Annotated in this window: 13 protein-coding genes; 6 read left to right on the top strand and 7 right to left on the bottom strand. The window is 62.7% G+C overall.

From position 1 onward, the window contains the following. Positions 1 to 311: 311 nt before the first annotated feature. Entirely contained in the window at positions 312 to 1,430 is a 1,119-nt protein-coding gene (phaE, locus tag ECTPHS_RS00275; protein ID WP_008930658.1) for a class III poly(R)-hydroxyalkanoic acid synthase subunit PhaE, read from the top strand. 15 nt (positions 1,431 to 1,445) lie between these two features. Beyond that, complete coding sequence (locus tag ECTPHS_RS00270; RefSeq protein WP_008930657.1) at positions 1,446 to 2,513, top strand: class III poly(R)-hydroxyalkanoic acid synthase subunit PhaC; 1,068 nt, start codon at positions 1,446 to 1,448, stop codon at positions 2,511 to 2,513. On the opposite strand, the gene ECTPHS_RS00265 is transcribed toward ECTPHS_RS00270, so the two are convergent. Then, the gene (locus ECTPHS_RS00265; protein WP_050814171.1) at positions 2,510 to 2,977 is read right to left on the bottom strand and encodes an NUDIX hydrolase; all 468 of its coding nucleotides are present in this window, start codon (positions 2,975 to 2,977) and stop codon (positions 2,510 to 2,512) included. The genes ECTPHS_RS00270 and ECTPHS_RS00265 overlap by 4 nt on opposite strands. Before the next feature lie 4 nt (positions 2,978 to 2,981). Beyond that, positions 2,982 to 3,374 carry an RNA-binding S4 domain-containing protein gene (locus ECTPHS_RS00260; protein WP_008930655.1) on the bottom strand — a complete coding sequence of 131 codons (393 nt, stop codon included), beginning with the start codon at positions 3,372 to 3,374 and terminating at the stop codon, positions 2,982 to 2,984. A 63-nt stretch (positions 3,375 to 3,437) separates the two neighbouring features. Between ECTPHS_RS00260 and ECTPHS_RS00255 the strand changes: the two genes are divergently transcribed. After that, positions 3,438 to 4,109 (top strand): glutathione S-transferase family protein, encoded by a 672-nt coding sequence (locus tag ECTPHS_RS00255; protein WP_008930654.1) that lies wholly within the window; start codon positions 3,438 to 3,440, stop codon positions 4,107 to 4,109. A gap of 8 nt (positions 4,110 to 4,117) precedes the next feature. On the opposite strand, the gene ECTPHS_RS00250 is transcribed toward ECTPHS_RS00255, so the two are convergent. Further along, entirely contained in the window at positions 4,118 to 4,585 is a 468-nt protein-coding gene (locus tag ECTPHS_RS00250; protein WP_008930653.1) for a YcgN family cysteine cluster protein, read from the bottom strand. Then, positions 4,582 to 5,262, bottom strand: coding sequence for a hypothetical protein (locus ECTPHS_RS00245; RefSeq protein ID WP_008930652.1), 681 nt, complete (start codon positions 5,260 to 5,262; stop codon positions 4,582 to 4,584). The genes ECTPHS_RS00250 and ECTPHS_RS00245 overlap by 4 nt, the downstream gene beginning before the upstream one ends. A gap of 158 nt (positions 5,263 to 5,420) precedes the next feature. Here ECTPHS_RS00245 and ECTPHS_RS00240 point away from each other — a divergent pair, with 158 nt between their 5' ends. The 3 genes from ECTPHS_RS00240 to ECTPHS_RS00230 all read left to right on the top strand — a co-directional run bounded on the left by ECTPHS_RS00240 (position 5,421) and on the right by ECTPHS_RS00230 (position 8,019). Beyond that, complete coding sequence (locus ECTPHS_RS00240; protein WP_008930651.1) at positions 5,421 to 5,657, top strand: hypothetical protein; 237 nt, start codon at positions 5,421 to 5,423, stop codon at positions 5,655 to 5,657. Between the two features lie 18 nt (positions 5,658 to 5,675). Then, positions 5,676 to 6,176, top strand: a complete 501-nt coding sequence (locus tag ECTPHS_RS00235; protein ID WP_008930650.1) for a hypothetical protein — start codon at positions 5,676 to 5,678, stop codon at positions 6,174 to 6,176. A 163-nt stretch (positions 6,177 to 6,339) separates the two neighbouring features. Then, on the top strand, positions 6,340 to 8,019 hold the full coding sequence (locus tag ECTPHS_RS00230; protein WP_008930649.1) for a glutamine--tRNA ligase/YqeY domain fusion protein: 1,680 nt from the start codon (positions 6,340 to 6,342) through the stop codon (positions 8,017 to 8,019). A gap of 106 nt (positions 8,020 to 8,125) precedes the next feature. Here ECTPHS_RS00230 and ECTPHS_RS00225 read toward each other — a convergent pair whose 3' ends face one another. The 3 genes from ECTPHS_RS00225 to htpG all read right to left on the bottom strand — a co-directional run bounded on the left by ECTPHS_RS00225 (position 8,126) and on the right by htpG (position 14,602). After that, on the bottom strand, positions 8,126 to 8,872 hold the full coding sequence (locus ECTPHS_RS00225) for a hypothetical protein (protein WP_008930648.1): 747 nt from the start codon (positions 8,870 to 8,872) through the stop codon (positions 8,126 to 8,128). A 14-nt stretch (positions 8,873 to 8,886) separates the two neighbouring features. Continuing rightward, positions 8,887 to 12,522: an LAGLIDADG family homing endonuclease gene (locus ECTPHS_RS14130; protein WP_008930647.1), complete on the bottom strand. Its 3,636-nt coding sequence runs from the start codon at positions 12,520 to 12,522 to the stop codon at positions 8,887 to 8,889. A gap of 193 nt (positions 12,523 to 12,715) precedes the next feature. Next, the gene (gene htpG / locus ECTPHS_RS00215) at positions 12,716 to 14,602 is read right to left on the bottom strand and encodes a molecular chaperone HtpG (protein WP_008930646.1); all 1,887 of its coding nucleotides are present in this window, start codon (positions 14,600 to 14,602) and stop codon (positions 12,716 to 12,718) included. Positions 14,603 to 14,629 lie beyond the last annotated feature (27 nt).

Here is a 14,629-nt window from a genome sequence, read left to right as displayed (position 1 = left end):
GTGGTCTTGCTTTACTGGCATATTTGATCCAAAAGGAATGACAGCCTCAAGGATCAAGGCATTGCTCCGGCAGTTTATACCAGATGCGCCGCCTGCCTGACCAACATGAAGCATCACCCCGGCAGAATTGTTGCACCGCACAAAATCTATGCTAACCTTATCCTCACGATGCTGTACCCTGTAGGATCGTCCCAAGCACCGACCGCCCAGGCCCGGGAATGCCCGTTGGCCCGGGTGATTGACTGGGCGGTCATGACGGCGATCCCGGCTGATAAACACCTGGCCCAGAATGGACCCAAAGGAGATGATTGATGGCTGACTCAAACCCCTTCAACCCAGAAGACTGGATGGAAGCCCAGCGCAAGTACTGGTCTGCCTGGATGGACATGAGCCGCAAGGCCATGGGCGGCAACGAAGGCACCACCCACTGGGGGGATGGCCTGGACCAGTGGTGGAAGACCGTATCCAGCGGCATGCCCCTGTCCGGCAATGACGCCATGGACCAGATGATGAAGATCGGCCGCAATTACTTTTCCATGGCGGAAAACCTCTATCGTGGCGCGGAAGGCAACAATGCCGCCGAGGCCGTGAACAAGTGGCTCGACCAGATGAGCAATGCCTTCCAGGGCTTCACCAACATGCCCGGTGCCAGCCGGGATGCCAATGCCTTCTGGCAGATGCCCCTGGACACCTGGCGTCGCGCCACGTCGTCCTTCATGCCCATGCCGGGCGACTACATGCAGGCCTTGCGGCCGCCGGCCCGCGCGCCCTACGGTGATGCCGTGCAGGAACAGCTGGACCGTTTCCTGTCCGTGCCCGGCGTCGGTTACACCCGCGAATCCCAGGAGCAGTACCAGAACCTGGCCAAGCTGATGGTCAATTACCAGCAGGCCATGCAGAACTATCAGGCCGCCTTCAACAAGGTGGGCATGGACTCCATCGACCGCTTCCGCGCCCGTCTGGACGACGCCGGTCGTCAGGACAAGCCCATCACCTCCATGCGCGCCCTCTACGATGAGTGGGTGGACGTCTGCGAAGAGGTCTACGGCGAATTCGTCATGTCCGAGGAGTACGCCAAGATCTACGGCGAGATGGTCAACAGCCTGATGGCGGTAAAGCACCAGGGCACCCGCCTCATGGACGAGGTCACCGAAAGCCTGAACATGCCCACCCGCCGGGAAGTCAACACCCTGCACCGCCGCCTGCAGGAAAGCCGCCGTGAACTGCAGGCCCTCAAGGCCGCAGTACGCAAGCTGACCGACCAGGTGAATGACCAGCCCGCGCCGGCAAAGGTGGAAGCCCCGGTGGAAAGCAAGGCCGAAGGCAAGGACAGCGCCAGCGCTTCCCGCGCCGCCACCGGCACCCGCAGTCGCGCCACGGCCACAAAACGCCAGACCGCAACCACCACCAAGGCCAAGCAGAGCGATTAAAAGGAGATCCGGCCAATGATTCCGATTCAGATCAGACCCGATCAGGTCATGGACGAACTGACCACCTTCCAGAACAAGCTCACCCAGGGCCTGCAGAACCTGGCCGATGCCGGTGACATCCCCGCCGGCGTGACGCCCAAGGAAGCGGTTTACAAGGAAGACAAGCTCACCCTTTACCGCTTCCAGGCACCGGCCTCCGTGGTCCAGCACCCGATACCGGTACTGATCGTCTACGCCCTGGTGAACCGCCCCTACATGACGGACCTGCAGGATGACCGTTCCACGGTCAAGGGCCTGCTGGAAGCCGGCATGGATGTCTACCTGATCGACTGGGGCTACCCTGACCGGGCCGACCGTTTCCTGACCATGGACGATTACCTCAACGGTTACGTGGACCGTTGCGTGGACGAGATCTGCCGTCGCCACAACCTGGACAAGATCAACCTGCTGGGCATCTGCCAGGGCGGCACCTTCAGCCTGTGCTACAGCGCCATGCATCCGGAAAAGGTACAGAACCTGATCACCATGGTGACCCCGGTGGACTTCCATACTCCGGGCAACATCCTCTCCCACTGGGTCAAGCACGTGGACATCGACACCCTGGTGGACACCATGGGCAATATCCCGGGCGAACTGCTCAACTGGACCTTCCTCAACCTCAAGCCCTACCAGCTCATGGGCCAGAAGTATCTGGACATGGTGGAAGTGCTGCAGGACAAGGACAAGCTGGACAACTTCCTGCGCATGGAGAAGTGGATCTTCGACAGCCCGGACCAGGCCGGCGAGACCTACCGCCAGTTCATCAAGGATTTCTACCAGCAGAACAAGCTGATGAACGGCGACCTGCACATCGGCGAGTACGAGGTGAATCTGGCCAACGTGACCATGCCGGTACTGAACATCTTTGCCGAGCAGGATCACCTGGTACCGCCGGACGCCTCCAAGGCCCTGGCCGGCAAGGTGGGCACCAAGGACTACACCGAACTGTCCTTCCCCGGCGGCCACATCGGCATCTATGTGAGCGGCAAGGCACAAAAGACCGTGCCGCCGGCCATCGGCAAGTGGGTCAAGGAACGGGGTTAATCAATCCCCTGTCGTCCCTCTCCCCCATCGGGGGGAGGGAGCGGCGCCGCCCGGCCCGTGCGCCGGAACTCCAGATAGTCATCCAGTATCCGGCGATGATCGAAGGCCAGGGGCCGGTCCACTTGGTCCGCGGCCACGACCCAGACCGCCTTGGCATCATCCGCCGCCACCGGCATCCCCCGGGCCACCGCCGCATAGACGGCACTCACCGTATGCCCCCGTTCATCCCGACCGGGATCCGAATAGCAACCCAGCAAGGCTTCCAGTCGCACTGCAAGCCCGGTTTCCTCTTGGGCCTCGCGGATCGCCGCCTGCTCCAGTGACTCCCCCACGTCCATGAAGCCACCGGGCAAGGCCCAGCCATGGGGCGGATTGAGGCGCTCGATCAGCACGATGCGATCAGCCTGATCCTCCAGGCGGATGATCACGTCGGCGGCGATGAGCGGTGTCACGGGTCTGGGCACGGGGCTACTCCTTGCCGATGAAGCGACGGATATGACGCCGGTCACGGCGATCCGGGCGATGTTCGGTATGGGGCACCGCCAGGCGGGCCAGACGCCGTGCTTCGGCCTCCTCGGTACGGCGAACCTGACTCTGTTCCGACTCCCGGTACAGGGCCTGAGCCTCGACGGCGGGCCGACGCCGATCATTCAGCCCCACGACCTCCACCTCCCAGGCCTCGGCATTGCGGGTGATGCGAAGCCGGTCCCCCACCTTGACGGCCCGGGCCGGCTTGACCCGCTGCCCGTTCACATGGACGTGTCCCCCGCTCACCGCCTCGGCGGCCAAGGCGCGGGTCTTGAAGAAACGGGCGGCCCAGAGCCATTTGTCGATTCGCACAACATCCAGTGGGTCACTCATGAATCCTGCCTGCGTGGGTTGATACACTGTCCAGCTTACCAAACCAAGGAGCCGCCTCTCCCCATGCATCTGAGACTTATCAGCTTCGAACTGTGCCCCTTCGTCCAGCGCAGCGTCATCACCCTGCGCTACAAGCAGGCCCCCTACGAGATCGACTATATCGATCTGGAACACCCGCCGGAATGGTTTCTTGCCCTCTCCCCCACCGGCAAGGTCCCGGTGCTGCAAGTGGATCGACAGACGGTTCTGTTCGAATCCGCCGTCATCAACGAATTCATCGACGACATCACCCCGCCCAGCCTCAAGCCCAGCGACCCGCTGACCCTGGCCCTGAACCGGGCCTGGATCGAATTCGGCAGCCAGGCGATCATCGACCAGTACCGGCTCATGATGTCGGAAACCGAGCATGACCTGGAACACCACCTGGCCGCCGCCATCGCCGGCCTGCGCCGCCTGGAGGCCAGCCTGGGAGAAGGCCCCTGGTTCAATGGCGAGGCCTTCTCCCTGGTGGATGGCGCCTACGCCCCCCTGTTCATGCGCTATGCCCTGCTGAACCAGGCCATGCCCCTATTCGACGGGGCCGATTTCCCCCGCATCCAGGCCTGGGCGGACCGGCTCAATGCTCTGGAGGCGGTCAAGGGATCCGTGGTGCCGGATTTTGCCGCCCGTCTCAAGGCCTATCTGCAAGCCAGGGAGGGGTACGGTCCCCGGCAATTCGCCGGGATTCCGGGCTAAGGCACGGATCAGTCCGGCCCGTCCCGGCAGGGCCAGAGGACGATCCGGGACTCCCAGTCATCCCCCATCTTCTGCTCGCAGAGGATGCGGCCGCGCACGGACACGCCCGCCCGGTGCACGCTCTCCGGGTCATGGGTGAGCAGGGGATGCCACGAGGGCAGCCCCCTGCCCTCGTGCAACCGCCGATAGGCACAGGTGGGCGGTAGCCACGCCACCTGGCTCACCTCATCCGGACTCAGCCGGACACAATCCGGCACCTGGGACAGACGATCCTCATAATGGCTGCAGCGACAGGTCAGAGGGTCCAACAGGCGGCAGGCCACGTCGGTGTAGTAGATCTCGTCGGTATCCTCGTCCTGCAGCTTGTGCAGGCAGCAGCGTCCGCAGCCGTCGCAGAGGGCTTCCCATTCATGAGCGTCCAGGTCGGCCAGCGGCCGCCCCTCCCAGAAACCGGGCCTGCACCATGCCCCGGTCATGGCTGCAACCGGTCCAGACCCTCGCCGGCCAGGATGCGGCCCTGGGCCTCGTCGAAACGGGCCGGCGCGACATAGTACAGCACATCCCGCCCCCGGCGATTGAACATCAGCACCAGTCCCTGCTCCGGATAGAGCCAGTAGCGGCGGCCGTCATCCATGGGCAGGCGCCGCACAGGCTCACCGAAACGGGCCAGCACGGAATCCTCGTCATACCGGGCCCTGGGGACATAGGTGATTTCCACCACCGGCAGGGCCAGCGCGGCCCGGGTGTCGTTTTCCGACAGTTCGAGGCGGCGCGCGCCGCTGGGGGTGGCCTTGCCATGGACCGCGCGCTCGGCAAACCCGGCCAGGGTCTGCTCATCCGCCGCCAGCACCGCCAGGAAGTTGGCCTCGAAAGGCCCCAGTTTCACCGGCCCGAAATAGGCTTCCAGGCTCTGCCCGTCCTCCCGGCTCTGAAACAGGGCCAAGCTGGGAAACACCATGAACCGATCACGCAGTTCCGACAGGGGCGTCTGTTCCAGATGGATACCGAAGACACTGGAGGTCCCATCGGCATGGACTTCCACATCCCAGGGCAGATTGTCGTAATGGGTCCGGGGTGGCGAGCCGGTCAGCAGAAAGGCCAGCCCGAAAAAGGGGATGGCAACGGTCAAAGTCAGCAGGATCTTTTTGAACATGATGGGGTCACACAGGGAAACGCCGTGGGATGGACAAGATTAACATTCCCCGAGCAGCCGGGCGCGGCCGCCGGACGGCACGAAGCATCCGCCCGATGGGAAGACAATCACCCATCATTCAACTAAACTCTTAGTAAGCCTCAATCCAAGACAAGCCGATGGTCATCACAACCGCAAGCCAGAGTGCACTGTCCGGCATCCATGCCGGCATGCAGGGGCTGCGCAAGAACGCGGCGGAAATCGCCAGTGCCGGACAGATGGACGGCACGGCACGGCGAGGTCTGACGGCACCCCTGGTCGAGCAGGTTCAGCACGCCAACCAGGTGGAAGCCGCCGTCAAGGTCCTGCAGACGGAAGACCGGATGCTGGGCGCACTCATCAACGTGAAGGCCTAACGGCGAGGAGTCCAAGCCATGATGGTCACGACCCCAGTCATGAACCCGGTTCAGCCGGTGATTCCCAACCCGGTGGTCCCCGCGCCCGTGGAACGCGAAGGCGGCGGCGGCACGGTAACCGCCACCGAAATCGACCGGGCCGTGCTCAACAGCGAGGAGGTCGAACAGGGACGTCCCGACGCGGCGCGTTCACAGGAAGAAGCCATCGCCCGTCAGCAGGGCGGCAGTGAGCTGGCGGCTCAGGCCCGACTGCAGGCGGCCCGCGAAGCGGAAACCGCACCGGCCGGCTTCGGTGTCGATCCCGCCCGGCAGGCAGTGGCCGGCCCCGAACAACAGGCACCCGCTGCTGCCGACACGAACGATAGCCGCGGGCCGATGTCCGGCACCGTGCCCGGCAACGACACCGGCCCGCAGACCGTGACCCAGATGCAGGAACAGCTGGAATCACGCATCGTCCGTGACATGTTCCCCGACCCCAACCGGCCGGCGGAATCCAATCGGTTCTTCGACGTCACCTGAGGTCGGTCGAGGTCGCTCGTGTTCCTGCCCCAAGCCCCCTGATTCAGGGGGCTTTTTGTTTGATCCTGCCGACCCCCGCATCCCTCTCCCATCATGACCCATATTGGCGCCGCACCGACCTCCCCCGTATACTGAGCGGCTTATCCCAAGCACGCATCAGGCAATGACCGAACCGGACACCCAGGGCCCCACCCATTTCATCCGCAACCGCATCCGCAAGGAACTGGAAGCGGGCCAGTATCAGCAGATCATCACCCGTTTTCCGCCGGAGCCCAACGGCTACCTGCACCTGGGTCATGCCAAGTCCATCGCCTTGAACTTCAGTGTGGCCGAGGAGTTCGGCGGCTATACCAATCTGCGTTTCGACGACACCAACCCGGCCAAGGAAGAGCAGCGTTACATCGATGCCATCAAGGAGGATGTGCACTGGCTGGGCTATGCCTGGAAGCATGAGCGCCATGCCTCCGACTACTTCGAGCAGCTCTACGAGTGGGCCCTGCACCTGATCGACCACGGTCTGGCCTATGTGGACAGTCAGGACGCGGACACCATCCGCGCCCAGCGCGGCACCCTCACCGAACCCGGCGTGGAAAGTCCTTTCCGCAACCGCCCCAGGGAAGAGAGCCGTGATCTGTTCCAGCGCATGCGGGCTGGCGAGTTCGCGGACGGCGCCCATGTGCTGCGGGCGAAGATCGACATGGCCTCCGGCAACATCAACCTGCGGGACCCGGTCATTTACCGCATCCGCCACCTGACCCACCCGCGTACCGGCAACCAGTGGTGCATCTACCCCAGTTACGACTACGCCCACGGCCAGAGCGATGCCATCGAGCACATCACCCACTCTCTGTGCACCCTGGAATTCGAGGATCACCGCCCCCTGTATGACTGGCTACTGGCACACCTGCCGGTGCCGTCCCACCCGGTACAGATCGAGTTTTCCCGGCTGAACCTGGACTACACCGTCCTCTCCAAGCGCCGCCTCACCCGCCTGGTGGATGAAGGCCATGTGAGCGGCTGGGACGATCCCCGCATGCCCACCCTGGCCGGGGTCCGTCGCCGGGGCTTCACCCCCGAGGCCATCCGTGCCTTCTGTGCCGAGATCGGCGTCACCAAGTCCGACTCCATCATCCCCTTCGGCGTGCTGGAAAACGCCCTGCGCAATGACCTGAACGAACGCGCCCCCCGTACCATGGCCGTCCTGCGCCCCCTCAAGCTGGTGCTGACCAACTTCCCGGAAGGCGAGACGGAGTGGCTGGAAGCGGCGGTCCATCCCCAGAAGCCGGACATGGGAACCCGCCGGGTCGCCATGTCCCGGGAAATCTTCATCGAGGCCGACGACTTCATGGAAGAAGCGCCGAAGAAGTTCTTCCGTCTCAAGCCCGGCGGCGAAGTACGCCTGCGCAATGCCTTCATCATCCGCTGCGACGAAGTGATCAAGGACGCGGACGGCCAGGTGGTGGAACTGCGCTGCACCCTGGACCCGGACACCCGCTCCGGCCAGCCCGGCGCCAACCGCAAGGTCAAGGGCACCATCCACTGGGTCTCCGCCGTCCACTCAGTACAGGCCGAAGTCCGGCTTTACGACCGTCTGTTCCAGACGCCCGACCCCGCCGGCGACAAGGCCGTGGACTTCATCGAACATCTGAACCCGGAATCCCTGGTGGTGATCCCGGATGCCCGCCTCGAACCGGAGACGGCCCAGGCACGTCCGGGCGAGTCCTTCCAGTTCGAGCGCCTGGGGTATTTCGCCGCCGACCCGGACGGCACCCCGGAGCGCCCGGTATTCAACCGGGCCGTCACCCTGCGGGATACCTGGGCAAAGATCGAGAGTCAGGCCTGATCCGCCCCCCGAGGGAGTCAAGCCGCCAGGCGCACCTAAAAAAAGCCCCCGCCGATGATCCATCGGCGGGGGCTTTTTTCATGTCACATCATTATTTCATTTCCCATCAGCCGCACTTGCTGTCGCCGCAGTTCAGGCAGGTGAGGCAGTTGTCCATCACCACCACCGCCTTGGTGTGGCACTTGCCGCAGAGCTGGGCACCGGGAGGAAAGCTTTCCCGGGCCTGGGGATCGTCGCTGGCCTGGTGCACGCTGGCCTCGTACTGGGCGCGCTTTTCCTCCACCAGGCGGCGCTGGTGCTCGTCCAGGCCCTCGTCCTTGATCAGGCCGATCATCCGCATGTGGCTCTCGATGGCATCGCCGATCTCGGCCACCAGCGAGGGCATGTACTTGCCGCCCTTCTTGAAATAGCCACCCCGGGGATCGAACACCGAGCGCAACTCCTCCACCAGGAAGGTGACGTCACCGCCCTTTCTGAACACCGCCGAGATGATGCGGGTCAGGGCCACGATCCACTGGAAGTGATCCATGTTCTTGGAGTTGATGAAGATCTCGAAGGGGCGCCGCAGTTCGTGCTCGGTGCCCGGGTTCAGGATCACATCGTTGATGGTCACGTACAGGGCATGCTCGGAGAGCGGGGTCTTCAGCTTGTAGGTGGACCCCAGCAACATCTCCGGCCGTTCCAGCTTCTCGTGCATGTGCACCACCTTGGGGGCCTTGTCGGCCTTGTCCGCGGCCGGCGCCGCCACGGGCGCCGGTTCCTGGGGCATTGCCGGCGGCTGGCTCTCACCATCGGGGTGAGGCTCGCGACTGATGCCGAAATCCACGATCTTACTGCTGATCTTGATGGTCATGATGATGCCCCTGTTCAGAATTTACCGTAATACCCTTCCTTCAGGGCATCGTAAAGATTGGCGGCGTTGTGGGTCTCGCCGTCGTATTCGATTTCTTCGTTGCCCTTGGCCAGCACCACGCTGCCGTCTTCCAGCACGAAGCGATAGGTGGTGTTCTCCAGATCCTTTTCCTTCACCAGCACGCCCTGGAAGGCCTCCGGGTTGAAGCGGAAGGTGGTGCAGCCCTTGAGCCCCTGCTCATAGGCGTACATGTAGATGTCCTTGAAGTCGTCGAACAGATGGGCCGTGGGCACGTTGATGGTCTTGGAAATGGACGAGTCGATCCACCGCTGTGCCGCCGCCTGCACATCCACATGGGCCTTGGGATCGATCTCGTCGGCGGTGATGAAATACTCGGGCAGCTGGGCCTTGGGGTCTTCCGCATAGGGCATGGCCTCGGGATTGACCAGGTGCCGGTAGGCCAGCAGCTCGAAGGAGTACACATCCACCTTTTCCTTGGTCTTCTTGCCGGAGCGGATCACATTGCGGGCATAGTGATGGGCGAACGAGGGCTCGATCCCGTTGCTGGCATTGTTGGCCAGAGACAGGGAGATGGTCCCCGTGGGCGCGATGGAGGTGTGGTGGGTAAAGCGGCAGCCCTGGGCCGCCAGGGACTTCACCAGCTCAGGGTCCACCTGAGCCACCTGCTGCATGTAACGGCTGTAACGGGCATGCAGCACCTTGCCCTTGATCCTGTCGCCCACCTTGATGCCGTCCTGCTCCATTTCCGGGCGCAGGCGCAGCAGGGTGGGGGTCACCTCGAATTCTTCTTCCATGATGGGCGCCGGCCCCTTCTCCCGAGCCAGGGACAGACCGGTGCGCCAGCCCGACAGGGCCATCTCCCGGGTGACGTCCTCGGTGAAGCGCAGGGATCTTTCCTCGCCGTACTTCATGCCCATCATGGTGATGGCGGAACCCAGCCCCAGGTAGCCCATGCCGTGGCGGCGCTTGCGGATGATCTCCTCCCGCTGCTGGGGCAGTGGCAGGCCGTTGATCTCCACCACGTTGTCCAGCATGCGGGTAAAGACGGCGACGGTCTCCCGGAACTGTTCCCAGTCGAACCGGGCCTTGGCGGTGAAGGGCTCGCGCACGAACTTGGTGAGGTTGATGGAGCCGAGCAGGCAGTTATGAACAACCACGCCGTTCACCACCAGCGTATGGGTGGAATATTCCTCGATGTCATACACCGTTTGCTCACCCATGGCGGTGATGGCCTCAATTCGGGCGACATGGTCTTCCTTGGGTGCCCGCCACCGCTCCTTGCCAGCCAGCAGGGATTCCAGCTTTTCCTGCTTGGTGGTGTTGAAAAGGAATCCGATATACCGATAAAAACGATAAGCATCCTGATGCTGCAGGCAAAGTATGTAGAAGGCGTTGCCTCTGGAAACGGACGCCATGATGGTCCCGTGAATCCCGAAATTCAGCAACAGAAGCTGGATATCCTGCAACCACTCCCGAGAGGCAGAAGTCAGACGGATATTGAGCTTTTCAGTGTCGATGCTGCCATCGGCGCAGAACACGGCCGTCAAAAATGATGCCTGCTTGGCAGAGTCCGCACGCCAGATCCGCTCCGGCACCCGCACTTGGCGAGAGCGATAATCCTCCAGGCCCAGATTCGATTTCAGGTTCTCAACAGCGGAAGCACGATAGCAAGCCAGAGAGTACACATTGCGTACCTGCCCCGTATACGCCTGACGCAGCGTACCTGAAGTCCCTGTCATGGCAGCAAACTGCGGCGCAATTGTCTCCATGGCCACATCGTCCTGATCGCTGAACAACACGCCTGCCGAATGGGTAAGCCATCTATCGGCCAGTAACCAGCCGTAGGTTGCATACTCCAGATCCAGGGCATAACGATCCATGGTCGGCATCTGCAGGGCCAGATCGGGTAGCAGCACCCGGTACGTCTCCTTACGGTGACGACTGATGCGCACAGGCTCATGGGTCAGGCGCTTGATGGCCTCGGCAAGCGCCTCACAAACGACCCGCTCACCATATGCCGCCGGCTTGTCCTTGTAGCGGCCGGCGGTCAACTGAGCGGCATGGACGTAACCTTCCACCGCCCGCAAGGGGGCCAGAGACAGATCCAGACGATCAATCTCTTCCATCAGTGGGTGGTAGCGCGATAGCTGAAGCCCCTTGGGACTTTCCTGATAATTCACCTTGAGCTGATCCAGCAAGGTGCGTAACAAAGCCCGCCGGGACTGACGGGTCACCATCAACTGATCGCCGGTGTAAGTCTGCAGGAGGTATTTCAGGGCGCCCAGGTAAAAGGGGTCCGCCAAGGAGAGATGGGACAGTTCCCGGGCCTGCACGTGGACAAGACTGCCCACATCAAGTTGGTCCACCCGACGCCAGCCATCTGGTGTGTATACCTGATGATCCGCGGTCAGTTCGATACGCTGACCATTGTCGAAGCGAACCTCGAACACCTCGCGGGTTCCGTTTTCAACCAAGGTACAGGGCCTCAGGTCCGTCTTCTGCCCGGAAAACACATCATCCACGGCCACTTTCAACGCCTCGCCTTGCTGCACCAAGGCAAAGGCATCCTCGGTGCGAATGAGACCGAAATTGGTATTCAAACGCATATCGCCAGTCCAGCATGCCCCATAAGGAGGTAACGGCTGCTCGCCGCATGGGTTCGTCGCCCGGATCTGCTCGCACCACCAGTTGTTGTTCATCTCGTTGACCTTGTCGATGAGCACGAAGCCCGGCTCGGCATAGTCATAGGTGGAGGTCATGACCACGTTCCACAGCTTGCGGGCCGGCAGGCGTCGGTAGATGCGGCAGGCCACCAGGCCGTCATTATTGGTGATGTAGTCGGCGGGATCGGGCCAGTCGCGCCACAGCACCTGCGCCGGATCATCCAGGTCGATGCCGTCCTGCTCCGCCTCCTGCAGGGTCATGGGGAAGGCCAGGGGCCATTCGGCGTCATCCTTCACCGCCTGCATGAAATCGGCGGTGATGAGCAGGGAGAGGTTGAACTGGCGCAGGCTGCCGTCCGCGCGCTTGGCGCGGATGAAGTCCACCACGTCCGGGTGCCCGATATCGAAGGTGCCCATCTGCGCCCCCCGGCGCCCCCCGGCAGAGGACACGGTGAAGCACATCTTGTCGTAGATATCCATGAACGACAAAGGCCCGGAGGTATAGGCACCGGCACCGGAGACATAAGCCCCACGGGGACGCAGGGTGGAAAAGTCATAGCCGATGCCGCTGCCCGCCTTCAGGGTCAGGCCCGCCTCGTGGAGCTTCTGCAGGATGTCGTCCATGGAGTCATGGATGGTGCCCGACACGGTGCAGTTGATGGTGGAAGTAGCGGGCTTGTGCTCCCAGGCACCGGCATTGGCGATGATGCGGCCGGCCGGGATCGCCCCCTGGCGCAGGGCCCAGAGGAACTTGCCGTACCATTTCTCCCGCAGCTCGGGGGTGGCCTCCACATCGGCCAGGGCTCGGGCGATGCGCTTCCAGGTATCATCCAGGGCCTGATCCAGAACCTCTTCGGTGCGGGTCTTGAGACGGTACTTCTTGTCCCAGATGTCCAGGGAGGCCGGCTGCATCGGCACTTCCCGTGAAGACGGATTCGCAAGGGCTTGTTCGGCCTGGGATTTCATCGGGGGATTCCTTTTTGAGATACAACTTGTTGTGCTCTGCAGAATGCATTAGCACAACATAGGGGAATTTCGTGGGGCAAGACTAGCCCCTGGACGGGAGAAATTCAAGCTGGAAAATCGGTGGGAAATGGGCTATGGCGCACAAAAAAATGCCCCTCTCCCCGACCGGGGAGAGGGGCACCGGGCATCACCCTCAGCCGCTGGTGATCAGGGCGTTCAAACGCCGCACGAAGCCGGCGGGATCTTCCAGCTGGCCGCCTTCAGCCAGGATCGCCTGATCCATCAGCAGGCTGGCCCAGTCGGCAAAACGGGCATCGTCGGTCTCCTCCCCCATGCGCTCGATGAGGCGATGGGCCGGGTTGACCTCCAGCACCGGGCGGGTATCCGGCAGGTTCTGACCCGCCTGCTTGAGCAGCTGCTGCATGTACAGGGCCATGTCGTGCTCGGAGAGGACGATACAGGCCGGTGAGTCGGTGAGCCGGTGGGAGAACCGCACGTCTTCCACCCGTTCCTCCAGAGCCGCCTTGATGCGCGGCAACAGATCCCTGACCTTCTCCTCGGCAGCCTGCTGAGCCTGCTTTTCTTCCTCGGTCTCGGTGTCGCCCAGGTCCAGTTCGCCCTTGGCCACGGACTTGAGGGACTTGCCGTCGAACTCGTGCAGGTGGGACACCAGCCACTCGTCCACCCGGTCGGACAGCAGCAGCACCTCGATGCCCCGCTTGCGGAAGACCTCCAGATGGGGGCTGTGCAGGGCCGCCGTATGGCTGTCGGCGGTGATGTAGTAGATGTGCTGCTGACCTTCCTTCATCCTCGCCACATAGTCCGCCAGGGAGACGGTCTGGGCGGACTCACCGGTGTGGGTGCTGGCAAAGCGCAGCAGACGGGCGATCTGTTCCCGGTTGGCATAGTCCTCGCCGGGGCCTTCCTTCATCACCCGACCAAAGGCATCCCAGAAGCCCTGGTACTTCTCGGGCTCGTTGGCGGCCATGTCCTCCAGCAGTCCCAGCACCTTCTTCACCGAACCAGAGCGCATGCCGTCGATGAGCTTGTTGCTTTGCAGGATCTCGCGGGAGATGTTCAGAGGCAGGTCGCTGGAGTCCACCACGCCGCGCACGAAGCGCAGATAGGTGGGCATCAGGTGTTCGGCGTCGTCCATGATGAAGACCCGCTGCACATACAATTTGATCCCGTGGCGACGGTCCCGGTCCCACAGATCGAAGGGCGCGCGGGTGGGGATGTACAGCAGGGAGGTGTATTCCTGGCGCCCCTCGACCCGGTTGTGGGTCCAGGCCAGGGGGTCCTCGAAGTCGTGGCCCACGTGCTTGTAGAAGGCCTTGTACTCATCGTCGGTGATCTCCGACTTGGGACGGGTCCACAGGGCATTGGCCCGGTTCACCGTTTCCCATTCGCCGTTGGACTCACCCTGGTCGTCGGTGCCGGGCATGGCGATGGGCAGGGGGATGTGGTCGGAATAGCGGGTGATGATGTGACGCAGCCGCCACTGATCCAGGAACTCGTCCTCGTCCGCCTTCAGGTGCAGCACCACTTCGGTGCCCCGCTCAGCCTTTTCCACGGTTTCCACGGAGAATTCGCCGCTGCCGTCGGAGACCCAGCGCACGCCGTGCTCCGGGGTCATGCCGGCACGGCGGGTGGTGAGGGTCACCCGGTCGGCGACGATGAAGGCGGAATAGAAGCCGACGCCGAACTGGCCGATGAGATGGGCATCCTTCTTCTGGTCGCCGGTGAGTTTGCCGATGAATTCCCGGGTGCCGGAACGGGCGATGGTGCCGATGTTCTGGATCACCTCCTCCCGGCTCATGCCAATACCGTTGTCACGCACGGTGATGGTACGGGCCTCTTTGTCAAAGCTCACCTGGATCTGCAGCTCCCTCTGTCCTTCCATCAGGGCGTCATCGGACAAGGCCTCGAAGCGCAGCTTGTCGCAGGCGTCGGCGGCATTGGAGATGAGTTCGCGCAGGAAGATCTCCTTGTTGGAGTACAGCGCATTGATCATCAGGTGCAGCAGCTGGCTGACCTCGGTCTGGAACTGTCGGGTTTCCTTGTGGGTATCAACGCTCATGGATGCTCCGCGATTGAGAATTGGCTC

It is taken from the genome of Ectothiorhodospira sp. PHS-1, from assembly GCF_000225005.1.
Classification (GTDB): domain Bacteria; phylum Pseudomonadota; class Gammaproteobacteria; order Ectothiorhodospirales; family Ectothiorhodospiraceae; genus Ectothiorhodospira.
This window is presented reverse-complemented; position numbering and strand designations above follow the sequence as displayed.